This is a genomic window from Pseudomonas paeninsulae (assembly GCF_035621475.1).
GTDB lineage: Bacteria > Pseudomonadota > Gammaproteobacteria > Pseudomonadales > Pseudomonadaceae > Aquipseudomonas > Aquipseudomonas paeninsulae.
This window is the reverse complement of sequence record NZ_CP141799.1, coordinates 4,322,814-4,349,399: the sequence shown is the minus strand read 5'-3', so window position 1 is coordinate 4,349,399 and position 26,586 is coordinate 4,322,814. Positions and strand designations below refer to the sequence as shown.

General features: G+C 60.5%; 29 protein-coding genes and 1 pseudogene. 26 read left to right on the top strand and 4 right to left on the bottom strand.

Going from position 1 to position 26,586, the window contains the following annotated elements; translation table 11 throughout:
- Window positions 1-199: 199 nt before the first annotated feature.
- From VCJ09_RS20070 to VCJ09_RS20050, 5 genes are all read left to right on the top strand, one after another.
- Window positions 200-2,656, top strand: a complete 2,457-nt coding sequence (locus VCJ09_RS20070) for a Lon protease family protein (RefSeq protein ID WP_324731813.1) — start codon at window positions 200-202, stop codon at window positions 2,654-2,656.
- 196 nt (window positions 2,657-2,852) lie between these two features.
- A complete protein-coding gene (locus tag VCJ09_RS20065) occupies window positions 2,853-3,194 on the top strand; it encodes a PA4575 family protein (RefSeq protein ID WP_324731812.1) in 342 nt (113 codons plus the stop codon).
- A 199-nt stretch (window positions 3,195-3,393) separates the two neighbouring features.
- On the top strand, window positions 3,394-3,891 hold the full coding sequence (locus VCJ09_RS20060) for a TIGR00645 family protein (RefSeq protein ID WP_079203227.1): 498 nt from the start codon (window positions 3,394-3,396) through the stop codon (window positions 3,889-3,891).
- A gap of 137 nt (window positions 3,892-4,028) precedes the next feature.
- Window positions 4,029-4,328, top strand: coding sequence for a DUF6482 family protein (locus VCJ09_RS20055; RefSeq protein WP_324731811.1), 300 nt, complete (start codon window positions 4,029-4,031; stop codon window positions 4,326-4,328).
- A gap of 123 nt (window positions 4,329-4,451) precedes the next feature.
- Entirely contained in the window at window positions 4,452-5,069 is a 618-nt protein-coding gene (locus tag VCJ09_RS20050; RefSeq protein ID WP_324731810.1) for an FKBP-type peptidyl-prolyl cis-trans isomerase, read from the top strand.
- Window positions 5,070-5,162: 93 nt separating this feature from the next.
- Here the strand turns inward: VCJ09_RS20050 and VCJ09_RS20045 are convergent, their stop codons facing one another.
- Both VCJ09_RS20045 and VCJ09_RS20040 read right to left on the bottom strand, forming a co-directional pair.
- A complete protein-coding gene (locus VCJ09_RS20045) occupies window positions 5,163-5,390 on the bottom strand; it encodes a PA4570 family protein (RefSeq protein ID WP_079203224.1) in 228 nt (75 codons plus the stop codon).
- Between the two features lie 130 nt (window positions 5,391-5,520).
- A complete protein-coding gene (locus VCJ09_RS20040; protein ID WP_324731809.1) occupies window positions 5,521-6,489 on the bottom strand; it encodes a polyprenyl synthetase family protein in 969 nt (322 codons plus the stop codon).
- Between the two features lie 246 nt (window positions 6,490-6,735).
- Between VCJ09_RS20040 and rplU the strand changes: the two genes are divergently transcribed.
- The 5 genes from rplU (at window position 6,736) to VCJ09_RS20015 (ending at window position 10,463) form a co-directional block, all read left to right on the top strand.
- Window positions 6,736-7,047, top strand: coding sequence for a 50S ribosomal protein L21 (gene rplU / locus VCJ09_RS20035; RefSeq protein ID WP_079203223.1), 312 nt, complete (start codon window positions 6,736-6,738; stop codon window positions 7,045-7,047).
- A 39-nt stretch (window positions 7,048-7,086) separates the two neighbouring features.
- Window positions 7,087-7,344: a 50S ribosomal protein L27 gene (rpmA, locus tag VCJ09_RS20030; protein WP_003176049.1), complete on the top strand. Its 258-nt coding sequence runs from the start codon at window positions 7,087-7,089 to the stop codon at window positions 7,342-7,344.
- 186 nt (window positions 7,345-7,530) lie between these two features.
- Window positions 7,531-8,754, top strand: coding sequence for an Obg family GTPase CgtA (cgtA, locus tag VCJ09_RS20025; protein WP_079203222.1), 1,224 nt, complete (start codon window positions 7,531-7,533; stop codon window positions 8,752-8,754).
- A gap of 116 nt (window positions 8,755-8,870) precedes the next feature.
- Window positions 8,871-9,989, top strand: coding sequence for a glutamate 5-kinase (gene proB, locus VCJ09_RS20020; RefSeq protein ID WP_079204985.1), 1,119 nt, complete (start codon window positions 8,871-8,873; stop codon window positions 9,987-9,989).
- 9 nt (window positions 9,990-9,998) lie between these two features.
- Window positions 9,999-10,463, top strand: coding sequence for a CreA family protein (locus VCJ09_RS20015; protein ID WP_324731806.1), 465 nt, complete (start codon window positions 9,999-10,001; stop codon window positions 10,461-10,463).
- Window positions 10,464-10,866: 403 nt separating this feature from the next.
- On the opposite strand, the gene rpsT is transcribed toward VCJ09_RS20015, so the two are convergent.
- Complete coding sequence (rpsT, locus tag VCJ09_RS20010) at window positions 10,867-11,145, bottom strand: 30S ribosomal protein S20 (protein ID WP_079203220.1); 279 nt, start codon at window positions 11,143-11,145, stop codon at window positions 10,867-10,869.
- A gap of 198 nt (window positions 11,146-11,343) precedes the next feature.
- On the opposite strand from rpsT, the gene murJ reads away from it, so the two are divergent.
- From murJ to ispH (VCJ09_RS19955), 11 genes and pseudogenes are all read left to right on the top strand, one after another.
- Window positions 11,344-12,888 carry a murein biosynthesis integral membrane protein MurJ gene (murJ, locus tag VCJ09_RS20005; protein ID WP_324731805.1) on the top strand — a complete coding sequence of 515 codons (1,545 nt, stop codon included), beginning with the start codon at window positions 11,344-11,346 and terminating at the stop codon, window positions 12,886-12,888.
- A gap of 120 nt (window positions 12,889-13,008) precedes the next feature.
- Window positions 13,009-13,947: a bifunctional riboflavin kinase/FAD synthetase gene (gene ribF, locus VCJ09_RS20000; RefSeq protein ID WP_324731804.1), complete on the top strand. Its 939-nt coding sequence runs from the start codon at window positions 13,009-13,011 to the stop codon at window positions 13,945-13,947.
- A gap of 10 nt (window positions 13,948-13,957) precedes the next feature.
- Window positions 13,958-16,789 (top strand): isoleucine--tRNA ligase, encoded by a 2,832-nt coding sequence (gene ileS, locus VCJ09_RS19995; RefSeq protein ID WP_324731803.1) that lies wholly within the window; start codon window positions 13,958-13,960, stop codon window positions 16,787-16,789.
- A gap of 111 nt (window positions 16,790-16,900) precedes the next feature.
- Entirely contained in the window at window positions 16,901-17,401 is a 501-nt protein-coding gene (gene lspA / locus VCJ09_RS19990) for a signal peptidase II (protein WP_324731802.1), read from the top strand.
- On the top strand, window positions 17,398-17,835 hold the full coding sequence (locus VCJ09_RS19985) for an FKBP-type peptidyl-prolyl cis-trans isomerase (RefSeq protein ID WP_324731801.1): 438 nt from the start codon (window positions 17,398-17,400) through the stop codon (window positions 17,833-17,835). The genes lspA and VCJ09_RS19985 overlap by 4 nt, the downstream gene beginning before the upstream one ends.
- Window positions 17,836-18,058: 223 nt before the next feature.
- Window positions 18,059-18,331 (top strand): BrnT family toxin, encoded by a 273-nt coding sequence (locus tag VCJ09_RS19980; RefSeq protein WP_324731800.1) that lies wholly within the window; start codon window positions 18,059-18,061, stop codon window positions 18,329-18,331.
- Window positions 18,312-18,551: a type II toxin-antitoxin system BrnA family antitoxin gene (gene brnA / locus VCJ09_RS19975; protein WP_324731799.1), complete on the top strand. Its 240-nt coding sequence runs from the start codon at window positions 18,312-18,314 to the stop codon at window positions 18,549-18,551. Before VCJ09_RS19980 ends, brnA begins: the two co-directional genes overlap by 20 nt.
- Window positions 18,552-18,691: 140 nt before the next feature.
- Window positions 18,692-19,636, top strand: coding sequence for a 4-hydroxy-3-methylbut-2-enyl diphosphate reductase (gene ispH / locus VCJ09_RS19970; RefSeq protein WP_324731798.1), 945 nt, complete (start codon window positions 18,692-18,694; stop codon window positions 19,634-19,636).
- A 467-nt stretch (window positions 19,637-20,103) separates the two neighbouring features.
- On the top strand, window positions 20,104-20,568 hold the full coding sequence (locus tag VCJ09_RS19965) for a helix-turn-helix domain-containing protein (protein WP_324731797.1): 465 nt from the start codon (window positions 20,104-20,106) through the stop codon (window positions 20,566-20,568).
- The gene (locus VCJ09_RS19960) at window positions 20,561-21,826 is read left to right on the top strand and encodes a type II toxin-antitoxin system HipA family toxin (RefSeq protein ID WP_324731796.1); all 1,266 of its coding nucleotides are present in this window, start codon (window positions 20,561-20,563) and stop codon (window positions 21,824-21,826) included. Before VCJ09_RS19965 ends, VCJ09_RS19960 begins: the two co-directional genes overlap by 8 nt.
- A gap of 90 nt (window positions 21,827-21,916) precedes the next feature.
- Window positions 21,917-22,450: pseudogene (gene ispH / locus VCJ09_RS19955) on the top strand (4-hydroxy-3-methylbut-2-enyl diphosphate reductase); the annotation flags it as partial.
- A gap of 276 nt (window positions 22,451-22,726) precedes the next feature.
- Here ispH (VCJ09_RS19955) and VCJ09_RS19950 read toward each other — a convergent pair.
- On the bottom strand, window positions 22,727-23,242 hold the full coding sequence (locus VCJ09_RS19950; RefSeq protein WP_324731795.1) for a GspH/FimT family pseudopilin: 516 nt from the start codon (window positions 23,240-23,242) through the stop codon (window positions 22,727-22,729).
- Window positions 23,243-23,562: 320 nt separating this feature from the next.
- On the opposite strand from VCJ09_RS19950, the gene VCJ09_RS19945 reads away from it, so the two are divergent.
- The 5 genes from VCJ09_RS19945 to VCJ09_RS19925 all read left to right on the top strand — a co-directional run bounded on the left by VCJ09_RS19945 (window position 23,563) and on the right by VCJ09_RS19925 (window position 26,578).
- A complete protein-coding gene (locus VCJ09_RS19945; RefSeq protein ID WP_324731794.1) occupies window positions 23,563-23,961 on the top strand; it encodes a type IV pilin protein in 399 nt (132 codons plus the stop codon).
- 101 nt (window positions 23,962-24,062) lie between these two features.
- Window positions 24,063-24,512, top strand: coding sequence for a GspH/FimT family pseudopilin (locus VCJ09_RS19940; RefSeq protein ID WP_324731793.1), 450 nt, complete (start codon window positions 24,063-24,065; stop codon window positions 24,510-24,512).
- A gap of 1 nt (window position 24,513) precedes the next feature.
- Window positions 24,514-25,086, top strand: a complete 573-nt coding sequence (pilV, locus tag VCJ09_RS19935; protein ID WP_324731792.1) for a type IV pilus modification protein PilV — start codon at window positions 24,514-24,516, stop codon at window positions 25,084-25,086.
- Between the two features lie 2 nt (window positions 25,087-25,088).
- Entirely contained in the window at window positions 25,089-26,039 is a 951-nt protein-coding gene (locus VCJ09_RS19930) for a PilW family protein (RefSeq protein ID WP_324731791.1), read from the top strand.
- The gene (locus VCJ09_RS19925) at window positions 26,036-26,578 is read left to right on the top strand and encodes a hypothetical protein (RefSeq protein WP_324731790.1); all 543 of its coding nucleotides are present in this window, start codon (window positions 26,036-26,038) and stop codon (window positions 26,576-26,578) included. The genes VCJ09_RS19930 and VCJ09_RS19925 overlap by 4 nt, the downstream gene beginning before the upstream one ends.
- Window positions 26,579-26,586: the final 8 nt, after the last annotated feature.

The following is a 26,586-nucleotide window of genomic DNA, read 5'->3' as shown; positions in this document are numbered from 1 at the left end:
GGCTCTATTTCAGTTGCCCTGCCAGTGGCGGGCGTGGATAGGGCCAGGAGGATGGCGGCTTCCTGGCGCAGGCTCATGAGTAAGGCTGCTGATCTGACGTATGCCGGCATCTTTTCACGAGCCTGGGATCAACCATACGGCTTGTGGATGACGGCCGATGCGGCCATGATTTCACCAGCCCCCCGTTCAAGGATTTCCAATGCCAGACTCCGTTGCAGCCCATTTGCGATTGGCACCTGAAGCACTCACCCGTCCGTTCTCTCCCGCGCAGTTCAACTTCACCAGCACCGATGACCTGGAGCCTTTTCGTGGTGTGCTGGGCCAGGAACGCGCGGTCGAAGCCTTGCAATTCGGCGTGGCGATGCCGCGTCCCGGTTACAACGTATTTGTCATGGGCGAGCCCGGTACCGGGCGCTTCTCTTTCGTCAAACGTTACCTCAAGGCAGAAGCCAAGCGCCTGGCGACCCCTGCAGATCACGTATACGTCAATCACTTCGACGAACCGCGCGAGCCGCGTGCGCTGGAACTGGTGTCGGGTAGCGCCGGGGCGTTCATCAGCGACATCAACCTGCTGATCGACAACCTGCTGGCGACCTTTCCCGCGGTATTCGAACACCCATCCTATCAGCAGAAGAAAAGCGCCATCGATCGTGCGTTCAACAAGCGTTACGACCAGGCGCTCGCTGTGATCGAGAAGCTGGCCCTGGAAAAGAGTGTGGCGCTGTACCGCGACAGCAGCAACATCGCCTTCACCCCGATGCTCGAGGGTAAGGCGCTGGATGAGGCCGAATTCGCCCAGTTGCCGGAAGCCGAGCGTGAACGCTTCCATATCGACATCTCCACCCTGGAAGAGCGGCTCAACGAAGAGTTGGCCAGCCTGCCGCAGTGGAAGCGCGAGTCGAGCAATCAGCTACGCCAGCTCAATGAAGACACCATCACCGTGGCGCTGCAGCCGCTGCTGGCGCCGTTGTCGGAAAAGTACGAGGAAAATGCCGGCGTCTGCGCCTACTTGCAGGCGGTACAGGTCAACCTGCTGAAAACTGTGGTTGATCAATTGGTCGAGGGGGAAAAGGCCGATGCGCAAACCCGCATGTTGCTCGAGGAGCAGTACTGCCCAAGCCTGGTAGTTGGTCATCAGGTGAATGGCGGCGCGCCTGTGGTGTTCGAGCCGCACCCGACCTACGACAACCTGTTTGGGCGCATCGAGTACAACACCGACCAGGGCGCGCTCTATACCAGCTACCGGCAACTGCGCCCTGGAGCCTTGCACCGCGCCAACGGCGGTTTCCTGATTCTCGAAGCGGAGAAGATGCTCGGTGAGCCGTTCGTCTGGGATGCGCTCAAGCGTGCCCTGCATTCACGCCAGCTGAAGATGGAGTCGCCGCTCGGCGACCTCGGCCGCATTGCCACCGTGACCCTCAGTCCGCAGGTTATCCCCTTGCAGGTCAAGGTGATCATCATCGGCGCGCGCCCGCTGTATTACGCCTTGCAGGACCATGATCCGGATTTCCAGGAGATGTTCCGCGTACTGGTCGACTTCGACGAGGACATTCCCCTCGGCGACGAGAGCCTGGAGCAGTTCGCCCAGTTGATGAAAACCCGCACCATGGAGGAGGGCATGGCGCCGCTGACCGCCGCGGCGGTAGCACGCCTGGCGACCTTCAGCGCGCGCCTGGCCGAGCACCAGGGACGTCTGTCTGCGCGGATAGGCGACCTGTTCCAGTTGGTCAGCGAGGCCGATTTCATCCGCCAGCTGGCCAATGAGGCTGTGACCGACGTCGGCCATATCGAGCGCGCGCTGAAAGCCAAGGCGACCCGCACCGGGCGCGTCTCGGCGCGGATCATCGACGACATGCTGGCCGGTATCATCCTGATCGACACCGCGGGTGCCGCAGTCGGCAAGTGCAACGGCTTGACCGTGCTGGAAGTCGGCGACTCGGCCTTCGGCGTACCGGCGCGGATTTCCGCCACCGTCTACCCGGGCGGTTCGGGCATCGTCGACATCGAACGCGAGGTCAACCTCGGCCAGCCGATTCACTCCAAGGGCGTGATGATCCTCACCGGCTACCTGGGCAGCCGCTACGCCCAGGAGTTTCCCCTGGAGATTTCCGCGAGCATCGCCCTGGAGCAGTCCTACGGCTACGTCGACGGCGACAGTGCCTCGCTGGGCGAGGTCTGTACCCTGATCTCGGCCTTGTCGCGGCGTCCGCTCAAGCAGTGTTTCGCCATTACCGGTTCGATCAACCAGTTCGGTGAAGTGCAGGCGGTCGGCGGTGCCAACGAGAAGATCGAAGGCTTCTTCCGCCTGTGCGAGGCCCGCGGTCTGACTGGCGAGCAGGGGGCGATCATTCCGCACTCCAATATTGCCACCCTGATGCTTGACGAGCGCGTGCTGCAGGCGGTGCGGGCCGGGCAGTTCCATATCTACGCGGTGCGCCAGGTCGACGAGGCGTTGAGCCTGCTGGTCGGCGAAGATGCCGGCACGCCAGACGCCGAAGGTAAGTTTCCGCCTGGCAGCGTCAATGCGCGGGTGGTCGAGCGCTTGCGCGAGATCGCCGAAATAGGCATGACCGAGGATGACAAGGAGGTGAAGAGCGAAGTGCTGGTGGCGCTGCCCAAGGAGAAAAAGCCGCGAGTGAAGAAGCCGGCCGCCTGAACCCGCCATGCGTCCGCAGCCTGGCGGGCTGCGGGCGCAACCAGCGGATTGGGCGAGGTTTCGGCGCGGCCCTGCAGGCCGCTGCCTGAGGATTTCATCCACACAGTTATCCACAGATGACCGAGCTGACTGGCGGCTTCCCAGCGCCGCCTGTGCGGGTGTAGGCTGAAGACCTGATCACATGAGGGTCGCCGCCATGCCGCGCAGCCTCTGTCTCACCCGTCAATGTCTGGGTCTGATTACCCGTATCGAATGCGTGGTATTGCCATTGGCTGGCGATAAGGGCCTCTGGACACTGATCTGTGCCGCCGGCTTGTCCGGCGCCCAACCCTCTGCGATCAAGGCACAAGGCCCATTCTGCGGACCTGTTGTGGCCGAAGGGGTGCTTGCCGAGATTGCCGAAAGCCTGCTCATCCAAGGTTACGAGGAATGCCCCGAGCTGCCGATCTGGCGTCTGCATATCCAGGCCGAGCTGCGCCGTTTGAATGGCGACCGCTACGGCCATCCAGGCTGCTTCCAATTTCAGCCGGATAGCTGAGTACGACCTGGTGGACTTTTGAGCAGCTGCCAGCATGGCTGCTCGTCGCTGGCCTGGCGGCTTTAATCCCGAGCATGCTCACAAGGTTATCCACAGTTGCGGGGGAGAGCCGTAATGGTCGGTAGCGACTTGCGCCTTTGTCTGCCGGGGAACGCTGGGTATACTCGCTGGCAGTTTTATCGGCCACTTGCGAGACCTCATGGAACGCTTTATCGAAAACACGATGTACGCCTCGCGCTGGTTGCTGGCGCCAATTTACTTCGGGCTGTCGTTGGCGGTGCTGTCGCTGTCGATCAAGTTCTTTCAAGAGGTCTACCACATCCTGCCGCAGATCTTCGCCCTGAGCGAAGCGGATCTGATCTTGCGTCTGTTGTCGTTGATCGACATGGCCCTAGTTGGCGGCTTGCTGGTCATGGTGATGCTGTCGGGCTATGAGAACTTCGTCTCCCAGTTGAATATCAACGAGGGCACCGAAAAACTCAGCTGGCTGGGCAAGATGGATTCCAGCTCGCTGAAGATGAAGGTGGCGGCCTCAATAGTGGCGATTTCCTCGATTCATCTGCTCAAGGTGTTCATGGATGCCAAGAACTATGAGGTCGAACATCTCAAGTGGTACGTGATCATTCACCTGACTTTCGTCGGATCGGCGTTCGCCATGGGTTATCTGGATAAGCTGACCAAAAAACAAGCGGACTAATCCCCCGCCTAGGCTTGAGCCGCCGCCCGGCCGTTGCAAAACGGACGGGCGGTTTGCTTTCTGCCTTGTGCTTCTTGGCTCCTGTGCAACGACTATCCTTATGGAGTCTGTACGAGTCGTTAGCACGAGGTAGCCTCATGAACCTGCACGACCTTTCCGGTCATGCCCGCGCCGGGCATGTCGATGAGTTGAACCTGATCTCCCTCGAAGGGGGCAACTATTACCTGCTGGAAGCACGTGTGAGCGGTCAGCCATTCACGCTTGAAGATGGCCACGGCCATATCCTCCATCTGCGCTCGCTGGAGCATGCCCGTGAGGTGCTGCAGGCCTTGCCGCAACTGCCATCGCTCCACCTGGTGCAGGCGCAAGTGCATGACGAAATGTGCGGCATGCCCGATGAGCCGGGGATAAAACCGGGGTCGACTTCATCGCACTGAAAGCTGGACCTGTCACCACCCTGGGTTCGCGGCGGCACTCGCGCGGGGCGTGGCAGCGATAGGGTGACCGGCGCAGCTGTGCTAGGCTGGTCGCCCTTTTTTCAGCACCAGCGGAGCCTTCGCATGTCCGAACTCAATTTTTCCACTGACGAAACCCGCGTCAGCTATGGCATCGGTCTTCAACTTGGCGGCCAGCTGCGCGACAACCCGCCGCCGGGTGCCAGCCTGGAAGCCATCATCGCCGGCATCTCCGATGCATTCGCCGGGCAGCCGAGCCGTGTCAGCGAGGCCGAGCTGTCGGCCAGCTTCAAGGTGATCCGCGATGTCATGCAGGCCGACGCTCAGGCCAAGGCCGAAGTCGCGGCAGGCGCCGGCCTGGCCTTCCTCGCCGAGAACGCCGCGCGTGATGGCATCACCGTATTGGCTTCAGGTCTGCAGTACGAAGTGCTGAGCGCTGGCGCCGGCGCGATGCCGACGCGCGAAGACACCATTCGCGCTCACTACCATGGCACCCTGATCGACGGCACTGTCTTCGACAGCTCCTATGATCGTGGCCAGCCGGCCGAATTTCCGGTTGGTGGCGTCATCGCCGGCTGGACCGAGGCCCTGCAGCTGATGAATGCCGGCAGCAAATGGCGTTTGTACGTGCCGAGCGAGCTGGCCTACGGCGAGCAAGGCGTTGGCAGTATCCCGCCGCACAGCGTGCTGGTGTTCGACGTCGAGCTGTTGGACGTCCTCTAAGCGGCGCTCACCTAGGGTGGATTGCGCTCTGTGCATCCGCCCTACGGCTGTCCCGTCGCCCGGATGCAATCCGGGGGCGAGATAGGCCGTGTGTCACGGGCGCAAAGCCCGTGCATAGCAGTACAGAAACAGGCTGCGGACCAATTCCTTGAGCACCAGCGGCTCGCTCGAATTCAGCTCATGCAAATCCAGATCGCCCTGATCGCGCAGTTCATCCAGTGCTTGTTCTTCCAGTACCGCGCAGACTTCCCCGGTGTTGCGATTGAGAATGCGCAGGTAAGGCTGTGGTCGGTCCAGCCAGGCATCGATCAAGTAGGTCATGACTCATCTCCCTTTCAAGTAGTTAGATGAGAATAATTCCTGTTAAATTAATAGCAAGCATTAATCGCTGCCTTTGGTCGCGCAATAAAAAGCCCGTCGCATGGACGGGCTCTGCTTGTCGCGTCAAGCGTCAGTGGGTGCGGGCGACGGCGAAGCGGCTCAGTTCGACCAGGGCGTCGCGGTATTCGCTGGCGGGCAGGGCATCCAGGCAGGCGATGGCGCGCTCGGCGTAGTCACGGGCTTGCTGGGCGGTGTAGTCCAGGGCACCGGCGGCTTCTACGGCATTGCGAATGCTTTCCAGGTTCTCGATGCCGCCTTTCTGGATCGCCTGGCGCACTAGGGCGGCCTGTTCGGCAGTGCCTTCGCGCATGCAGTAGATCAGCGGCAGGGTCGGCTTGCCTTCGGCCAGGTCGTCGCCGACATTCTTGCCCAGGGTCGTGGCATCGCCGCGGTAGTCGAGCAGGTCGTCGACCAGTTGGAAGGCCACGCCGAGGTTGTCGCCAAAGGTCCGCAGGGCTTCGGTCTGTTCGGCCGAGGCGCCGGCCAGGGCCGCCGCGCTGTGGGTCGAGGCCTCGAACAGCATCGCGGTCTTGCCGCGGATGACTTCCATGTAGGTTTCTTCGGTGGTGCTGGCGTCGCGAATCTTCGACAGTTGCAGCACTTCGCCTTCGGCGATGACCCGGGTGGCGCGGGAGAGGATCTTCATCACCGGCATCGAGCCGAGTTCGACCATCATTTCGAAGGAGCGCGAATAGAGGAAGTCGCCCACCAGTACGCTAGGGGCGTTGCCCCACTGGGCGTTGGCGGTGCTGCGGCCGCGGCGCATGTCGGACATGTCGACCACGTCGTCGTGCAGCAGGGTGGCGGTATGCAGGAACTCGATAGTGGCGGCGAGCAAGCGCAGCCTGTCGTCCTGCAGGCCCAGGGCCTTGCCGCTGAGCAGCACCAGCAACGGGCGCAGGCGTTTGCCGCCCGCGGAGATGATGTAGTCGCCGATCTTACCCACCAGCGGCACGCGCGAGACGAGTTGTTGACGGATGATGCCGTCGACGGCGGTAAAGTCATCCGCCACCACATGGTAGAAAGCCTGGGGTTGCATCAGCGGCACGTGCTCCTCAAAGGTTGCGCGGCATGCTATGGGGCGGGGTAGGGGCTGTCAAGGCGAGTGGTAGAGGGGCTTGCGTCGTGACGGTGGCTTGCGTAGAATCGCGCACCCTGAACTTCCCCCTGGGTATTTCCCTGACTTACGCAATTGCAAGGGCGTCATATCCGGCCCCGAGCAGCCATGCCAGCTAATAACTATTTCTATAAAGCGCTGGGTGAGCAGGATTAACGGAGATTTACCATGTACGCAGTGATTGTTACTGGTGGCAAGCAATACAAGGTCACCGAAGGCGAATTCCTCAAGGTCGAAAAGCTTGAAATCGCCACTGGCGAGGCCATTACTTTCGATCGCGTGTTGTTGATCGGCAACGGCGACGACGTGCAAATCGGCGCTCCAGTTGTTGAAGGTGCCAAGGTTGTGGCTGAGGTCGTTGCACAAGGCCGTCACGACAAGGTCACCATCATCAAGTTCCGCCGTCGTAAGCACCATATGAAGCGTCAGGGCCACCGTCAGTGGTACACCGAGATCAAAATCACCGGTATTCAAGCCTAATTCGTTTCGGCCTGATCCCTTAATAGGAGTATTGAACTCATGGCACACAAAAAAGCTGGCGGTAGTACCCGCAACGGTCGCGACTCAGAAGCTAAACGCCTTGGCGTGAAGATGTATGGCGGCCAGAAAATCATTCCTGGCAACATCATCGTGCGTCAGCGCGGTACCCAGTTCCACGCTGGTTACGGCGTGGGCATGGGTAAAGATCACACCCTCTTCGCGAAAATCGAAGGCGTGATCAAGTTTGAAGTAAAAGGCGCGTTCAACCGCCGTTACGTGAGCGTCGTTGCAGCCTAATCGCGCGACTGCTGGGAAAGCCTCGTCCTTGCGACGGGGCTTTTTTGTTTCTGTATTCTAGGGGTTCTTGCCAAACTGTCCTGGCTGTCGCGCTTGTGCTTTGAGCGGATCCGGCGCAGGTCAATTTTGCAAGAACCTGGTGTCCCTTGGTTTAGATAACCCGCGTTTACTGCGGGAGGCGTACCCATGAAATTCGTCGATGAAGTATCGATTTTTGTAAAAGCTGGTGATGGTGGCAACGGTTGCATGAGCTTCCGGCGTGAGAAGTTCATCGAAAATGGTGGGCCGAACGGTGGTGATGGTGGCGATGGCGGCTCCGTGTATATGGTGGCCGACGAAAACCTCAACACCCTGGTCGACTATCGCTACACCCGGCGTTTCGATGCCGAGCGTGGGGCCAATGGTGGCAGCACCGATTGCACTGGGCGCAAGGGTGAGGAGATGGTCTTGCGCGTGCCGGTCGGCACGACGGTGATCGATGCCGGTACCCAGGAGGTCATCGGTGACCTGACTCGCGCCGGTCAGCGCCTGATGGTCGCCCAGGGCGGCTGGCATGGCCTGGGTAACACGCGCTTCAAATCCAGCACCAACCGGGCGCCGCGGCAGACTACGCCGGGCAAGCCGGGTGATGCGCGCGACCTCAAGCTGGAGCTGAAGGTGTTGGCGGATGTCGGTCTGCTCGGTTTGCCGAATGCCGGCAAGAGCACCTTTATTCGATCGGTGTCGGCGGCCAAGCCGAAAGTTGCCGATTATCCGTTCACCACCCTGATTCCCAATCTTGGGGTGGTCAGTGTCGATCGATACAAGAGCTTCGTCATCGCCGATATTCCCGGGCTGATCGAAGGTGCTTCCAATGGCGCCGGCCTGGGTATTCGCTTCCTCAAGCACCTGGCGCGCACCCGTCTGTTGCTGCACCTGGTGGACATGGCGCCGCTGGATCTGACCGATCCGGCTGAGTCGGCGGCAACCATCGTCGATGAGCTGACCAAGTTCAGTCCTTCGCTGGCTGAGCGCGAGCGCTGGTTGGTGCTGAACAAGGCCGACCAGATGCTCGACGAGGAGCAGGAGGCGCGCGTCGCCGAAATCGTCGCGCGGATTGACTGGAAGGGGCCGGTCTATGTGATTTCCGCCCTGGCTCGCCAGGGCACTGATCAGCTGTGCTACGACATGATGGATTTCCTCGAGGCGCGCGCTGAGCGTATTCAGGAGAACCCTGAGTTTGCCGCTGAGTTGGCTGAGTTGGATACGCGCATCGAGGATGAGGCGCGCGCTCAATTGCAGGCGCTGGATGACAAGCGTACGTTGCGCCGTACCGGGGTCAAGGCTGTCGGTGATGTTGAGGAAGATGACAGCTTCTGGGATGAAGAAGATGATGAGGATGGCCCGGAAATTATTTACGTCCGGGATTAAGCAACTTGTTGAACGCCGCTTAATTGCGGCGTTCTTGTCTTGTGGCGAGTGATTGGGGGCTGCGAGCGCAGTGGCTTCTATTCCGTTGGGCGCTTTCTGGCTGAGGTTGGATGATCATGCGTGACAAGGTGACCAGTGCGCGGCGCTGGGTGGTGAAGATCGGCAGTGCATTGCTTACCGCCGATGGGCGTGGCCTGGATCGTGCGGCCATGGCGGTGTGGGTCGAGCAAATGGTGGCCTTGCGTGCGCAAGGCGTGGAGTTGGTGCTGGTGTCCTCTGGCGCGGTGGCGGCGGGTATGAGTCGCCTCGGTTGGACTGCGCGGCCGAAGGCCATGCATGAGTTGCAGGCAGCGGCGGCGATTGGGCAGATGGTGCTGATTCAGGCCTGGGAGTCGAGTTTCGGTGAGCATGCGCGGCGCACGGCGCAGATTCTCCTGACCCATGACGACCTGTCGGATCGCAAGCGCTACCTCAATGCGCGGAGCACCTTGCGGACTCTGGTTGACCTGGATGTGATTCCGGTGATCAACGAGAACGATACGGTGGTCACCGATGAGATTCGCTTTGGCGACAACGATACCTTGGCGGCGCTGGTGGCCAATCTGGTCGAGGCTGATCTGCTGGTGATCCTGACTGACCGCGACGGTATGTATACCGCCGACCCGCGGCATAATCCCGATGCCGAATTGATTTACGAGGCGCGCGCGGATGATCCGGCGCTGGATGCCGTGGCCAGTGGTGTGGGTGGTGCGTTGGGGCGTGGCGGCATGCAGACCAAGCTGCGCGCAGCGCGGCTGGCGGCCCGTTCCGGTGCGCATACGGTGATTGTCGGTGGCGCCATCGAGCAGGTGCTGGCGCGGCTCAAGGCGGGTGAGCGCTTGGGTACTCTGCTGGCGCCCGAGCGGGGCTTGCTGGCGGCGCGCAAACAATGGCTGGCCGGGCATCTGCAGACCCGCGGTACCCTGGTGCTGGATGCGGGGGCGGTCAAGGCCTTGGCGAGCGGACGCAAGAGTCTGTTGCCGGTCGGGGTCCGGGCGCTCCAGGGGAGCTTCCGGCGTGGCGAGATGGTGATCTGTGTCGATCCGGATGGGCGTGAAATCGCCCGTGGTCTGGCCAACTACAGTGCGCTCGAGGCGCAAAAAATCATCGGTCAGTCGTCGGATGCCATCGAAAGGTTGCTCGGTTACGTCGATGAGCCCGAATTGATCCATCGAGATAATCTGATTCTGGTTTGAGGTGTGCTGATGTGGATGGTTAAGAGATTGCTGGGGGCGCTGCTGGTGTTGCCGATGTTTGCGTCGGCCGAGCAGATAGCTGAGGTGTCCACGGTATTCAAGTGGATGGGGCCGAACGACAAGATCGTGATCGAGGCCTTCGATGACCCCAAGGTGGCGGGTGTTACGTGCTACCTGTCGCGTGCCAAGACTGGCGGGATTAAGGGTGGTCTGGGTTTGGCTGAGGACCGTGCCGAAGCCTCAATTGCCTGCCGCCAGGTGGGGCCGGTCAGCTTCAAGGACGAGCTGAAAGACGGTGAGGAGGTGTTTCGCGAGCGCACATCCTTGGTGTTTAAGACCATGCAGGTAGTGCGTTTCTTCGATGAAAAGCGCAATACCCTGGTTTATTTGGTGTACAGCGATCGCGTCATCGAAGGCAGTCCGCAGAATGCGGTAACCGCTATCCCGATCCTGCCCTGGCCGGAACAGCGCTGAGCCTGCTCATTTCTCCGTTCGGCGACGCCTCGTAGGGCGGCCTCGGCGCGCAGCGACAGCCCGCCAAATGTGTGTCGCACAGCCGAACCATCGGTGCATTGCCTGCGGCGAGTGACACTCTGCGGATTGCGGTTTGCTCCAGGTCGTGTGTTCGGCGACCCCCCGTAGGGCGGCCTCGGCGCGTAGCAACAGCCTGCCAGATTTGCGCCGCACTGATGCTCTGTGCTGTCTGTCTGTGGCGATTCCGCCCTGCACTCTTGATGCCGCGCAATCTGCGGGCGTGGTAATCCACGGATTATGCCTTTGACCCATTCTGGCTACAACTTTTGGCTTTGTGCGGGCAATAAAAAACCGACCCTAAGGTCGGTTTTTTAAGAACTAGCAGTAAAGCAAGAAGCGCTTATTAAGCGGCTTTAGCTTCGCTGAGGGCCTTGATGTGGCCGTTCAGGCGGCTTTTATGACGCGCTGCTTTGTTCTTGTGGATGATGCCTTTATCGGCCATGCGGTCGATGATTGGCACAGCCAGGGTGTAAGCGGTTTTTGCTACGTCAAGATCTTTGGCGTCAATAGCCTTGACCACGTTCTTGATGTAGGTACGGACCATGGAGCGCTGGCTGGCGTTATGGCTACGACGCTTCTCAGCCTGTTTGGCGCGTTTTTTGGCAGAAGGTGTATTGGCCACCGTCAAGCTCCTCGAAATCTGGGTTACTAACAAATAAGGCCGCGAATCATGCCGAGGCCTTCGCTTATTGTCAAGCCTGTTGGCTTGGATCTACTTGCTGTCTGTCGGCTGGTCGCCAACAATCAACTGCACACCGCTTGCTCTACCCAGTATCCATGCGGGTCGGTAAACTCGGCGACCTTTTCTAAGGGGTTACATATGTCCGAGCGAACCGGGAAGGGCGGCTTGTTACGTTCCAGCGCGGTGGTCAGTGTAATGACCCTGTTATCGCGTGTGTTGGGCATGATACGCGATATGGTGGTTGCCGCCTATTTCGGTTCGGGTTCGGCGGCCGATGCGTTCTTCATTGCCTTCAAGATTCCCAACTTTCTGCGCCGATTATTTGCCGAAGGTGCCTTCGCTCAGGCGTTTGTCCCGGTGCTTTCGGAATATCGGACGCATCGCAGTCTGGCCGAGGTCAAGCAGCTGGTCGACCGCACCGCGGGCTACCTGGGGCTGACGCTGACCGCGCTGACCGCGCTGGGGGTGGTTGGCTCGCCCTATCTGATCATGCTGTTCGCGCCCGGCTTTCACAGTGATCCGGCCAAGCTCGAACTGGCGGGGGATCTGCTGCGGATTACCTTTCCCTATCTGCTGCTGATCTCGCTCACGGCCTTTTCTGGCGGAATATTGAACGCCTACGGGCGTTTCGCCGTGCCCTCGTTTACCCCGGTACTGCTGAATGTCTGCATGATCGGGGCGGCAATTTACCTGACGCCGTATTTCGATCAGCCGATCATGGCGCTGGCCTGGGGCGTGCTGATTGCCGGGTTTGCCCAGTTGCTGTTCCAGCTGCCATTTCTGGCCCGGATCAAGTTGCTGCCCACGCCCAAGGTGCACCGCGACGAGGGTGTGCGGCGGATCATGCTGTTGATGGTGCCGGCGCTGTTCGGGGTGTCGGTCAGCCAGATCAACCTGCTGCTCGATACCGTGCTCGCCTCGTTGCTGCAGACAGGCAGCGTGTCCTGGCTGTATTACGCCGACCGTCTGTCCGAATTGCCCCTGGGGGCGTTCGGTATCGCCATTGGCACGGTGATTCTGCCGAGCCTGTCGCGCCAGCACGCCAGCGATGATCCCAAGGCGTTTTCGGCCACCATCGACTGGGCCTTGCGCATGGTGTTGCTGCTCGGGGTGCCGGCGGCGTTGGCCCTGGCGATCCTCGCCGAGCCGTTGATCGCCACGTTGTTTCACTATGGGGCGATGACCGAGCGTGACGTGCTGCAATCGGCCTCTGCGCTGCGGGCCTATTCGCTCGGCGTGCTGGCCTTCATGTTGATCAAGGTGCTGGCGCCAGCGTTCTTCGCCCGGCAGGACCTGAAAACCCCGGTGCGGATCGCGATCATCTGCATGGTGGCGAACATGGTGTTCAACCTGATTTTGATCTGGCCCTTGCAGCATGCCGGTCTGGCGTTGGCGACCTCGCTGTCGTCGTTACTCAATACCGTCCTGCTGTTCTGGGGCCTGTACAAGATTGGTGTGTATCGCCCCGCGCCGGGCTGGGGGCTGTACGGTCTGCGCCTGCTGGGCGCCTGTGCGGCCATGGTGGCGCTGGTCTGGTGGTTGAATGTGACGCCGGCCGAGTGGTTCGTCTGGGGCTGGCAGCAGCGCGTGCTCTGGTTGAGCCTGCTGGTCGGCGGCGGTCTGCTGGCATTTGTCGCGGCCTTGCTGGCGCTGGGGCTGCGCCTGCGTCATCTGCGTCATTGATCAGCTAATGGCCCGGTGTGGCTGGGTTTGACCGCGGCATTGTGCTTGTCTGCCGATCGACCCTACGCCCGAGGGCCGGGCATGGGTATAATCGGCCACTTTATGAGCAAGAAGCGCGTTATGCAGCTGGTTCGAGGCCTACACAACTTGCGGCCCCAGCATCGGGGCTGTGTCGCCACTATTGGCAATTTCGACGGCGTCCATCGTGGCCATCAGGCTATTCTGGCGCGTTTGCGTGAGCGCGCGGCCGAGTTGGCGCTGCCCAGTTGCGTGGTGATTTTCGAGCCGCAACCGCGCGAGTTCTTTGGCCCCGACACGGCGCCCGCCCGCCTGACGCGTCTGCGTGACAAGCTCGCGTTGCTGGCCGCCGAAGGTGTCGATCGGGTGCTGTGCCTGAGCTTCAATCCGCGTTTGCGCGAGTTGAGCGCCGCCGAGTTCGTGCAGAAAGTCCTGATCGACGGGCTGGATGTGCGGCATCTGGAGGTCGGTGACGACTTCCGCTTCGGTTGCGACCGGGTCGGCGACTTCGCCTTTCTGGAGCAAGCCGGTGAGCGCCAGGGCTTTACCGTCGAGGCTGCCGCCACGGTCGAACTGGATGGCGTGCGCGTCAGCAGTACCCGAGTGCGCGAGGCCCTGGCTGCAGGTGACTTCGCCCTGGCCGAACACCTGCTCGGTCGTCCGTTCCAGATCGCCGGGCGCGTGCTGCACGGGCAGAAACTCGGTCGCCAGCTGGATGCGCCGACCGCCAATGTGCAGCTCAAGCGCAAGCGTGTACCACTGACCGGGGTGTACCTGGTCAGTACCGAAGTGGACGGTCAGCCGTGGCCGGGCGTCGCCAATATCGGCGTACGGCCGAGCGTGGCGAGTGATGGCAGTGCCCACCTCGAAGTGCATTTGTTGGATTTTGCCGGTGATTTGTATGGCCGGCGTTTGACGGTGGCATTCCACCACAAGCTGCGTGAAGAGCAGCGTTTCGCCTCCCTCGAGGCACTGAAGACGGCAATTGCTGCCGATATTGCCGCCGCCCGTGCCCATTGGCAGGGTCAACCGCTTAAGTGAAGAGCCTGAAATGACCGACTACAAAGCCACGCTAAATCTGCCTGATACCCAGTTTCCGATGAAGGCCGGCCTGCCGCAGCGCGAGCCGCAGATTCTGCAGCGTTGGAACGATATGGGTCTGTATCAGAAGCTGCGGCAGCTGGGCGAAGGCCGACCGAAATTCGTCCTGCACGACGGCCCGCCCTATGCCAACGGCAGCATTCATATCGGTCATGCGGTCAACAAGATCCTCAAGGACATCATTACCCGCTCCAAGACCCTGTCCGGTTACGATGCCCCCTATGTGCCGGGCTGGGATTGTCACGGTCTGCCGATTGAGCACAAGGTCGAAACCACTTTCGGCAAGAACCAGCCGTCCGACCTGACCCGCGAGCGCTGCCGCACCTATGCCGGCGAGCAGATCGAAGGGCAGAAGGCTGACTTCATCCGCCTCGGTGTGCTCGGCGACTGGGACAACCCGTACAAGACCATGGACTTCGCCAACGAGGCCGGCGAGATCCGCGTCCTGGCCGAGATGGTCAAGCAGGGCTTTGTGTTCAAGGGCCTGAAGCCGATCAACTGGTGTTTCGACTGCGGCTCGGCGCTGGCCGAAGCCGAAGTCGAATATCAGGACAAGAAATCCGATGCCATCGACGTCGCCTTCCCGGTCGAAGATGCCGACAAGCTGGCCGCCGCCTTCGGCCTGGCCAGCCTGAGCAAACCCGCGAGCATCGTCATCTGGACCACCACGCCCTGGACCATCCCGGCCAACCAGGCGCTCAACGTGCATCCCGAATTCAACTACGCCCTGGTCGATACCGGCGACAAGCTCCTGCTGCTGGCCGAAGAGCTGGTTGAAAGCAGCTTGCAGCGCTATGGCCTACAGGGCGAGGTGATCGCCATCGCCAAGGGTGAAGCGCTGGAACTGATCCGTTTCCGCCATCCATTCTATGAGCGTTTCGCGCCTGTGTACCTGGCCGATTACGTCGAATTGGGCGCGGGCACCGGTATCGTGCATTCTGCGCCGGCCTACGGCGAGGACGACTTCCGTTCCTGCAAGGGCTACGGCATGAGCAATGACGACATTATCAGCCCGGTGCAGAGCCATGGCGTCTACGTCGAGTCGCTGCCGTTCTTCGGTGGCCAGTTCATCTGGAAGGCCAACCCGAATATCGTCGCCAAGCTCGACGAAGTCGGTTGCCTGCTCAAGCACGAAGTCATCCAGCACAGCTACATGCACTGCTGGCGGCACAAGACCCCGCTGATCTACCGCGCCACCGCGCAGTGGTTCGTCGGCATGGACAAGCAGCCTAACGAAGGCGACACCTTGCGCGAACGCGCGCTAGCCGCCATCGAGCAAACTGCATTCGTCCCGGCCTGGGGCCAGGCGCGCCTGCACAGCATGATCGCCGGCCGGCCGGACTGGTGTATCTCGCGCCAGCGCAACTGGGGCGTACCGATCCCGTTCTTCCTGCACAAGGAAAGCGGCGAGCTGCACCCGCGCACCGCCGAGCTGATGGAGGCCGTAGCGCTGCGCGTCGAGCAGGCGGGCATCGAAGCCTGGTTCAAGCTGGATGCCACCGAGTTGCTCGGTGACGAGGCCGCGCAGTACGACAAGATCGGCGACACCCTGGACGTCTGGTTCGACTCCGGCACCACTCACTGGCATGTGCTGCGCGGCTCGCATCCGCTCGGCCATGCCACTGGCCCGCGCGCCGATCTCTATCTGGAGGGTTCCGACCAGCACCGTGGCTGGTTCCATTCCTCCCTGCTGACCGGCAGCGCCATCGATGGTCACGCGCCCTACAAGGAGCTGTTGACCCACGGTTTCGTGGTCGACGAGAACGGCCGCAAGATGTCCAAGTCGATGGGCAACGTGGTCGCGCCGCAGGAAGTGAATGACAGCCTGGGCGCCGACATCCTGCGCCTGTGGGTCTCGTCCACCGACTACTCCGGCGAAATGGCCGTGTCCAAGGTGATCCTGCAACGCAGCGCCGACTCCTACCGGCGGATTCGCAACACCGCGCGTTTCCTGCTTTCCAACCTCAGCGGTTTCGACCCGGCGCAGCATGTTCTGCCTGCCGCGGACATGCTCGCGCTGGATCGCTGGGCGGTGGATCGCGCCCTGCTGCTGCAGCGCGAGATCGAGGAAGCCTACGACAGCTACCGCTTCTGGAACGTCTACCAGAAGGTGCACAACTTCTGCGTGCAGGAGCTGGGCGGCTTCTACCTCGACATCATCAAGGACCGCCAGTACACCACCGCCGCCGACAGCGTGGCGCGGCGTTCCTGCCAGACTGCGTTGTTCCATATCGCCGAGGCGCTGGTGCGCTGGATCGCGCCCGTACTGGCGTTCACCGCCGACGAGCTGTGGCAGTACCTGCCGGGCGAGCGCAACGAATCGGTGATGCTCAACGGCTGGTACCAGGGCCTGAGCGAGCTGCCAGAGGACTTCGAGCTGAGCCGCGAGTTCTGGGAACGGGTCATGGCGGTCAAGGTCGCGGTCAACAAGGAGATGGAAAACCTGCGTGCGGCCAAGGCCATCGGCGGCAACCTGCAGGCCGAAGTGACCCTCTACGCCGAAGACAGCCTGATTGCCGACCTGAGCAAGCTCGGCAACGAGCTGCGCTTCGTATTGATCACCTCGACTGCCAGCCTGGCGCCGCTAAGCAGTGCGCCGAGCGATGCGGTGGAAACCGAAGTGCCGGGCCTCAAGCTGAAAGTACTCAAGTCCGGGCACGCCAAGTGCGCGCGCTGCTGGCATCACCGTGAAGATGTCGGGGTCAATCCGGCGCATCCGGAAATCTGCGTCCGCTGTGTGGACAATATCGAAGGCGCTGGCGAGGTTCGTCACTATGCGTGATGCCCCGCGCACTGTTGTGCCGGTATCTGTAGGCGCCAGCTTGCTGCGGTCCGGCGTCCCGGCGATTCGCGGTATACCGCGAGCGAGCTGGCTCCTACAGGAAGGCAGAGTATGAGCGCCCGCTTCGGCAGGTTGCCCTGGTTGTGGCTGAGCCTGCTGGTGTTCGTGATCGATCAGGCCAGCAAGTTCTACTTCGACAACGCGCTGACCCTGTACCAGCAGATCGTGGTGATCCCCGATTACTTCAGCTGGACCCTGGCCTACAACACCGGCGCGGCGTTCAGCTTCCTGGCCGGCGCCTCGGGCTGGCAGCGCTGGCTGTTTGCCTTGATCGCCATAGTCGTCAGCGCTGTGCTGGTGGTCTGGCTCAAGCGCTTGAAACCGGATGAAACCTGGCTGGCCATGGCGCTGGCGCTGGTACTCGGCGGCGCGCTGGGCAATCTGCTCGACCGCGTGGTGTTCGGCCATGTGGTCGACTTCATCCTGGTGCACTGGCAGCACCGCTGGTACTTCCCGGCCTTCAATGTCGCGGACGCCGCTATTTCCCTCGGCGCTATCCTCTTGGCGCTGGATATGTTCAAAAGCAACAAATCCGGAGAAACTACCCCATGACTGACGTACGTATCGGCCCGGACAGGGAAGTCACCCTGAATTTCGCCCTCAAGCTGGACAACGGCGACGTGGTCGACAGCACTTTCGACAAGCAGCCCGCCACCTTCAAAGTCGGCGACGGCAATCTGTTGCCCGGTTTCGAGTCCGCATTGTTCGGCTTCAAGGCCGGCGACAAGCGCACTGTGCAGGTGTTGCCTGAGCATGGTTTCGGCCAGCCCAACCCGCAGAACGTGCAGGTCATGCCGCGCAGCCAGTTCAAGGACATGGAGCTCTCCGATGGTTTGCTGGTGATCTTCAATGACGCCGCTAATGCCGAGCTGCCGGGCGTGGTCAAGGCATTCGACGACAACCAGGTGACCATCGACTTCAACCACCCGCTGGCCGGCAAGACCCTGAGCTTCGACGTCGAGATCATCGCGGTCAAAGCGCTCTGATTGGCTAGGCGACTGCCCGCAGCCTTCGACGCTGCGCAGCGAGGCAATCGCGTTTGTCGGCTTGTGGGCACCTGAAGGGGGGCCTCAGCCGCGAAGCTGTGCTGTGCTTCACAAGCTTTCGCGGCTGAAGCGGAACGCCGTCCGGCCGCGCCCACGTGGCGCGTGGTAACGGTTGTCGAGTCGTGAGTTGCGATAACGGAGTGATGGGTATAATTTCTATACCATGCTGACGTTCAACTACGACGAAGCCAAGAGCCAGTCCAACCAGGTAAAGCACGGGATCGATTTCATCGTCGCCCAGCGGCTCTGGAAGGATCTCGATCTGTTGGAGATTCCTGCCAAGACCCAAGATGAGCCGCGCTACCTGGTCATTGGGCGGATAGCAGAGAAACACTGGTCAGCCGTGATTACTTATCGGCAAGAGCACATACGCATTATTTCCGTTCGCGGGTCCCGTACGGAGGAGATAGCCCTATATGAAAGCAGCGAAATTTGATCGGCTTGTCGACGAAGGCGACGAGGACATCGTCTCTCATCTCGACCTCTCCCAAGCGAAGCGGGCCAAGCATCAGCAAAAGCGGGTCAATGTCGATTTTCCGGTGTGGATGATCGAGTCCCTGGACCGTGAAGCCAGCCGCTTGGGCGTGACGCGCCAATCGATCATTAAAGTCTGGCTGGCCGAGCGTCTGGAGCATAGTTCCGCCGCGTATCCCTGAGGTTCGTGGGAACGATCAAAGGCGTGAGGCAACCCTGCGAAGGGCGCCCCGCGTGTCGATTCGAACCCGTAGCTCGGGATCGTGCAGGCGTCTCGCGTTACACTCTTCATCCTCAAGTTTTCCGCGCGCCGGGAGTCACCATGCATATCAAACTCGCCAATCCCCGCGGCTTCTGCGCCGGTGTCGATCGCGCCATCGAAATCGTCAACCGCGCCCTGGAAGTCTTCGGCCCGCCGATCTATGTACGCCATGAGGTGGTGCACAACAAATTCGTGGTCGAAGACCTGCGCGCACGCGGCGCCATCTTCGTCGAAGAGCTGGATCAGATCCCCGACGACGTCATCGTCATCTTCAGCGCCCACGGCGTTTCCCAGGCCGTGCGCAACGAAGCCGAGCGGCGCGGCCTGAAGATCTTCGACGCCACCTGCCCGTTGGTGACCAAGGTGCACATGGAAGTGGTGCGCTACAGCCGCGAGGGGCGCGAATGCATCCTGATCGGCCACGCCGGCCACCCGGAAGTCGAAGGCACCATGGGCCAGTACGACACGGCCAATGGTGGCGCCATCTACCTGGTGGAAGACGAGGCCGATGTGGCCCGGCTCAAGGTGCGCAACCCTGAGGCCCTGGCCTTTGTCACCCAGACCACCCTGTCGATGGACGACACCAGCAAGGTCATCGACGCCCTGCGCAACAAATTCCCCAGCATCGGCGGGCCGCGCAAGGACGACATCTGCTACGCCACCCAGAACCGCCAGGACGCGGTCAAACAATTGGCCGCCGAGAGCGACGTGTTGCTGGTGGTCGGCAGCCCCAATAGCTCCAACTCCAATCGCCTGCGCGAACTGGCCGAGCGCATGGGCACCCCGGCCTACCTGATCGATGGAGCCGAAGACCTCAAGCGTGAGTGGTTCGATGGCGTTAGCGGCATCGGCATCACCGCCGGTGCATCGGCGCCGGAAGTGCTGGTGCGCGGGGTGATCAGCCAGCTCCAGGCCTGGGGCGCGACAGGGGAGAGCGAGCTGGAAGGGCGGCCGGAGAACGTGACGTTCTCCATGCCCAAAGAGCTGCGCGTTCAGCAGCTCTGAGCAGTTCCGTAGAATGGATTAGCCGCGCAACAACAAAACGCCCCGCACGAGGCGAGGCGTCAGTTGCGTACGGCTTTGGCGCGCAGCGACAGCCCGCCAGCTTTGCGCCACGCCGATCAACCACGGTGCACTGCCTGCGGCGAATGACCCTACGGATTGCGTGCCCTTCAGCAATAATCCGGCGCATCCCTGGCTCGTCTAAGTCTACGCTGCGGCGTGTGACCCTGATGCCGGCTGGTATGTGCGCGCGCCTCGTTGTCCTCGGGGTTCAATCACTGGCAGCGGCATAAGCTCTTTGTTTGCTTTCGTTCGTGCATCAAGCTCGGTTTGCTAATATGAAAATATGTTTTCATATATATCTAGATATATTAAATAATATTTTCACTTTTACGGTTGGTGCGAGTATATGTGTTGCGGGTGTTATTATTCCTCCATCTATCGCATGATAATTAATAAATACTTTCACTATGGCTAAGAGAACCGCCCCTTTGCTACCCGCAACAGACCGCTTGCTCGAGTCTTTTGGCGAGCGCCTGATGCTTGCGCGTAAGCGCCGGAAAATCACTGCCAAGCAGATGGCTGAGCGGGCCGGCATGTCACTGCCTACCCTGCGCTCGCTCGAGCAGGGCAGCGCTGGCGTGACCATCGGTGCCTACCTGGCTGTGCTGCAGGCGTTGGGGCTGGAGAATGATCTGTCCCATGTGGCGCTGCAGGATGAGCTTGGGCGTCATCTCCAGGACGCCGAACTGTCTCTCCCGAAGGCCAGAACTTCGGCTCCGGGCCAGGGCAAGGTGCGAATGGCGGGGGGCGGGAAGCTGAAGGAGGATGGCGGTCGGTCGGCACTCACCGCAATCAAGAAGTATCCCCCGCGCTCGACGTTGGTTACCGGTGCAGACCTGGCCGAATCGCTGCTGAGGGAATCTGATGGATAACACTGTCTTGGTTTACGCCGACTGGGACGGCCTTGGTGGCCCCCAGCTCCTGGGATATTTGCACTGCCTGCGCACGAAAGCCGCCGAGCGGTTTGACTTCGAGTACGCCGCCGCTGCGCTGGAAACCCCTGGGCTCCAGGTACAGATCGACCCAAGGATCTGGGCGACTGCCGGCCGGCAGTTTCCCGCCCAGGGGTCGGATACCTTTGGCGTATTCTCCGATGCTTCGCCCGACCGCTGGGGGCGTCTGCTGATGAAACGGCGACATGAGCGCGACAAGCGTGCGGGTGCTGCGCCAACAAATGCCAGGCTGTATGAATCCGACTTCCTGCTCGGCGTGCACGATAGCTTCCGCATCGGCGGACTCCGCTTCAAGACGCAAGCGCATGGCCCGTTCCTCGACGACCACCACGACCGGGCGGCGCCGCCGCTGGCCAAGCTGCGCGAGCTGGAAGAAGCCTCCCGGCGCTTTGAGCGTGGCGAGGACATGAGCGAAGGCCAAGACTGGCTGCGTATGCTGATCGCACCCGGTGGCTCGCTGGGCGGTGCGCGGCCCAAGGCCAGCGTTGCCGGCCCGGAGAATGCCTTATGGATCGCCAAATTTCCCAGCAACAATGACGACTACGACGTCGGGGCGTGGGAAATGGTGGTCAACACGCTGGCCAACCTCTGCGGCCTGCGTGTGGCAGAAGGAACCGCGGCGAAGTTCGCCAGTGACCATCACTGTTTCATGGTCAAGCGCTTCGATCGCACGCAGGACGGCCAGCGTCTGCACTTCGCGTCGGCCATGACCATGACCGGCCATGCCGATGGCGATGATCACTCCACCGGTGTCAGCTACTTTGAGATCGCCGAGGTCTTGATGCGCCATGGGGCGGCTCCGCAAGAAGATCTGAAGGAGCTGTGGCAGCGCATCGTCTTCAACCTGCTGGTCAGCAACACCGACGACCACCTGCGTAACCACGGCTTCATCCTCGATCCTGGTCGGGGATGGCGCTTGTCGGCCGCCTACGACATGAACCCTGTGCCCTACGCTGACGGGTTGAAGTTGAACATCTCCGAAGACGACAATGCGATGGATCTGCAGTTGGCCCGCTCGGTGGCGCATTACTACCGTATCAAGCCGTCTGATGCTGACGCCATCATCGAGCATTTCCAGTTGCGCATCGGTCAGTTCTGGCGAAAAGCTGCCCAGCGTGCCGGGCTAAGCCGATCGGAAATAGAGTTCATGGCGCCAGCATTCAGCCTGGTGCACTAACCTTTTCCCGAAACCATGAAGTTCCCGGGCACAAATGCGCTTCAGGCCGCGCCAGATAGGGGCTGGCGAATTCAACAACGGGTGGATGGTTCAGCCGGCGCCATCTACCTGGTGGAAGACGAGGCCGATGTGGCCCGGCTCAAGGTGCGCAACCCCGAGGCCCTGGCCTTCGTCACCCAGACCACCCTGTCAATGGACGACACCAGCAAGGTCATCGACGCCCTGCGCAACAAATTCCCCAGCATCGGTGGGCCGCGCAAGGACGACATCTGCTACGCCACCCGGAACCGCCAGGATGCGGTCAAGCTACTGGCGGCCGAGAGTGACGTGCTGCTGGTGGTCGGCAGCCCTAACAGCTCCAACTCCAATAGCCTGCGCGAACTGGCCGAACGCATGGGCACCCCGGCCTCCCTGATCGACGGCGCCGAAGATCTCAAGCGCGAGTGGTTCGATGGCGTTAGCGGCATCGGCATCACTGCCGGTGCATCGGCGCCGGAAGTGCTGGTGCGCGGCGTCGTTAGCCAACTGCAAGCCTGGGGCGCGATAGGGGAGAGCGTGCTGGCGGGGCGGCCGGAGAACGTGACGTTCTCGATGCCGAAGGAGCTGCGCGTTCAGCAGCTCTGAGCAGCCTGAGCTGGGCGCAGAGAATAGGGCGGTCCGGGCGGCGTTCCGTTTGGAGCGTAGCGACAGCCCTCCAGGAGGATGTGTGCCGCGCCGCTGAACCACGGTGCACTGTCTGCTGCACCCTACGGATTGCGGGTTATGCCAGATCGTGCGTTCGGCGACGTTCCGTAGGGCGGCTTCGGAGCGCAGCGACAATCCGCCAGATTTGCGCCGCGCCGATCAACCACGGTGCACTGCCTGCGGCGAGTGACACCCTGATATGGATTGCGTGCCCCTTCAGCAATAATCCGGCTCATCCCTGGCTCGTCTAAGTCTGCCGCTCGCGCTTAACACCAAGCGCCTGACCGCCTGCTCGCCGGTCGCGTGACAGAGCGTCAGCGTTCCCGCCTGAAAGGCGCCGCTCAACAGCTTGGCGTTGCCGAGCGGGGTGTAGCGTACATAGCGCCTGACTGGCGTATTGCCCTTGGCAATCACGCCCTTGGGCAGCGACTGTTCCTGTCTGAGTAAGGGTTCGCCCTCATCCAGTTGGCCGTTGTTGTTCAGGTCGACGAATACCCGCCAACCACTGGCCCAGTCGCCATCGACGTTGTCGACCAGTACCGGCTGGCGGCGCTTGATCGATTCGCTGCGAGCCAGCGACAGGTTCGCCGCCAGCGTATTGCTGGCGCTGACCAGTTGTTGATTGCCCATGAACTGCTGGGCACTGGGCACGCCTACAGTCGCCAGCAGGGTAAGGATGCTGAGCGAGGTAAGCAGTTCGACAAGGGTGAAACCGTATGCGTGGCGGTACATGGCGTCCGTGCCTCTTTGTTGAGTTCCCCTGCCATCCTGGTAGGGAGTGTGCCGGTCGTCTCCGCCTCGACTCCGGTGGTCGCGTAAGTCGGGGTCTTTTCTACGTCCGGCCTATAAGCTCTAGTCGGGAAACCGGTTTTTGCAAAGAAAAGGGCAAGAAAGCTGCTGGATTCACCTGAAACGATGGGCATGGCCGTCTGTGAGTTGAAACGCTCCAACTGTCGAAACTCCGTACTGGTTAGCGGTATTCCAGTGCAATGATTCGTACCCTACCGGGACATGAGTAGGGCATGTGGATAAAACCAACGGCGAGAGGGAACATGGTGAAGCGAACTGAACAGCGGGGGTTTAGCCTGATCGAGTTGATGATCGTGATCGCGATCATTGGAATCCTGGCAGCGATTGCTTACCCGTCATACACCCAATATGTGGTTCGAGCAAACCGCGGAGAAGCACAGGCTTACGTTATGGACCTGGCTCAGAGGGAGCAGCAGTACCTTATGGATGCGAGGGCTTACGCCAGTAGTGAATCGGCCTTGGGGGCCACCCAGCCAAGTAGCGTTCAGCGCAACTACACCATCACTATAAGTGTTGGGGCTGGCACCCCGCCAACCTTTACCATCACGGCTGCTCCCAAAACAGGCACTGTTCAAGCCGGAGATGGAAATTTGGTTATTAATCAGGCTGGCAGCAAAACATGGGCAGGGGGTGCTTGGTGATGTGTCGGGCTGTTGCCGCTTCATGCTCTCTGAAGGCTGGCGTGATTAAAGGGGCTGGCAAGGTCGAAGACTCGGCGCTATGGCGTGGTCGAGGGGTGGGCTTGAGCAAATGCAATGGCTTCACTTTGATGGAGCTGATGATCGGCTTGGTAGTCTTGGCGATTTTGGTGGGTATCGCGATTCCCTCATATAAGGGGATGGTCGCTAATCAACGCGTTCGCGCGACAACGACGGATCTGCATTCTGCCTTGGTTCTGGCGCGTTCAGAAGCGATCAAGCGCAACAGGCAGGTCACGCTAAGCCCTGCGGCGACCGGAGGTTGGGGTGGAGGGTGGAGTATTATCCCGAGCGGCGGTGCTGCAATACTCAGTCAAGTCCTGACGGGGGGGGTTGCGATATCTGGGCCAGCAGCTGCTATTGCCTTTAAGGCCTCTGGTCGAGTGGGTGCTGAAGCTAAGTTTGAAGTCAGTTCGACCTCCGACGCGGCAAAACTAAGTTGCCTGACTCTGGGTGTCGATGGGCGGGTCAGTTCGGCAAAGGGCGGGTGTTGATATGCGGCCAGCAAGGATTTATACAGCCTTCCAGGCAGGTTTCACCCTTATCGAAGTTTTGATTACGCTCTTGGTGCTGGCCGTAGGCTTGATGGGGTTGGCGGGCATGCAGGCGCGCATGTTGAATTCGCAGTTCGAGGCTTATCAGCGAGCGCAGGCAGTGATGCTGGTTGGAGATATGGCCAATCGTCTGCGGAGTAATGTCTCCGCCGCCCGTGATGCTCGGTATGTCAGTGCGACTCTCTATGGCATTAACAATGCCTTGGGAGATGCAACGGACTGTACGTCGGGAAATGTAGTTGAAAACGATCTTTGTGCCTGGAATCAGGCGCTCAAAGGGGCCTCAATCACGGAAGGTACGCAAAAGTTGAGCGCGATGATCGGTGCGCGAGGTTGTATTGAGAGCATTAGCGGTTCAGCGACCAGTCAGATGGTGGTCAGGGTCACGGTGGTATGGCAAGGGCTTTCGCCAACAGTAGCCCCTGCCTCGGCTTGCGGGAAAGAAAGCTATGGCGATGACCGCCAGCGTCGGGAGGTTTTCGTGGATGTGACGTTGGCCTATCTGGGGGTATGAACATGAGTTCCAAAATGTTTTTGTGTGCATGCCTGCGGCAACGGGGCTTTTCCTTGATCGAAATCATGGTGGCCATGGTACTCGGTATAGTCATCCTGCTTGCCGTGTCCGAAGTGTTCATCAATAACAGTCGCACCCGTGGCGAAATCGAGAAGACAGGCAGGCAAATCGAAAACGGCGCTTACGCTCTTTCACTGCTTGCGGATGAGTTGCGCAATGCCGGGTACTTGGGCGAGGCGGGCACTCAAGCGGCTCCGGCGTTGCTTCCACCGATATGCCCTACTGCAGTAGTAGATATTCAAAATGCATTGGGAGTTCCAGTGCAGGGGGTGATTGGTTCAGGCACTAACTGTGCTGCGGCTAAGAGCGGTAGCGATTTCATTGCTATTCGTCGGGCTAGTACTTGTGACGTCGGCTCGACAAATTGCCCGGCGTTTAAGGCCGGAGATGTTCATCTGCAGGTTTCAGCCTGCAAAAACTCCTCTCCCGGTGTGGTTCTCTTGGCTTCCGCTGCCGCTGGTCTGACGTACAAACAGCGAGACTGCACTAAAACGGCGCCTATTTACCGACTGCTGAGCAGGGTCTACTACGTGACAGCCGATGATGTGCTCACGCGAAAAGAATTGAGTGGCATTGATTATAGTTTCACAAGTCCACTGGTTGATGGTATCGAGACACTGCAATTTGAGTACGGACTCGATACCGACGGGGATGGCGAGGTTAATTCCTTTTCAGTCAGCCCAGCCGCCACCCAGTGGTCGAATGTGGTCGCCGTGCGAGTCTGGCTGGTTGCCCGCAATCTTGATCCAACCAATGGCTATACCGATGCGCGCACTTATCAGTTGGGGAGTTCTAATTACAGCGTGCCTGCCGCGTTGAAGGGCTTCAAACGGCAGGTTTATTCCACCACAGTGAATTTGCCCAATGTCTCTGGCCGGAGGGAAAGGTCATGAAGCGGCTCGTACACATTCCTTCCGGGAATTCGCAGCAAGGCGTGGTGCTTGTTGTCGCGCTTCTCATGTTGCTACTGGTTACCCTGATGGCGGTGAGTGGGTTCAACCTTACCCAAACCAATCTGCAGGTGGTGCAAAACATGGAAAGCCGGGAGCTGGTATTACATGCTGCCAGTTCTGCTTTGGAAGAAGCGATCAGCAGCACGAAAATCGTGAGCAGCCCTACGGCGATGTTTACCAACAGCTGCGGCCAGGCGAACAGCAAGTGCTACGACGTCAACGGTGATGGCATCAACGATATAACGGTCGCGGTTGCTCCGCCCAGTTGCGTAATTATCCTCAATATAAAGAATGACGACTTGGTTATGCCGCGTGATGCCGATTGTTTTATGAATGGGCAGAATTCCTTGTGCGTCAATGCAGTATTCGAGTTGACAGCCACAGCAACGGATAACCTGACGGGGGCGCAAGCCGTCATGACTCAGGGCGTGGGTATGCGTGCCAGTGCCAATAAAGTCAGTGGTATCTGTCCCGGATAAATGGAGGA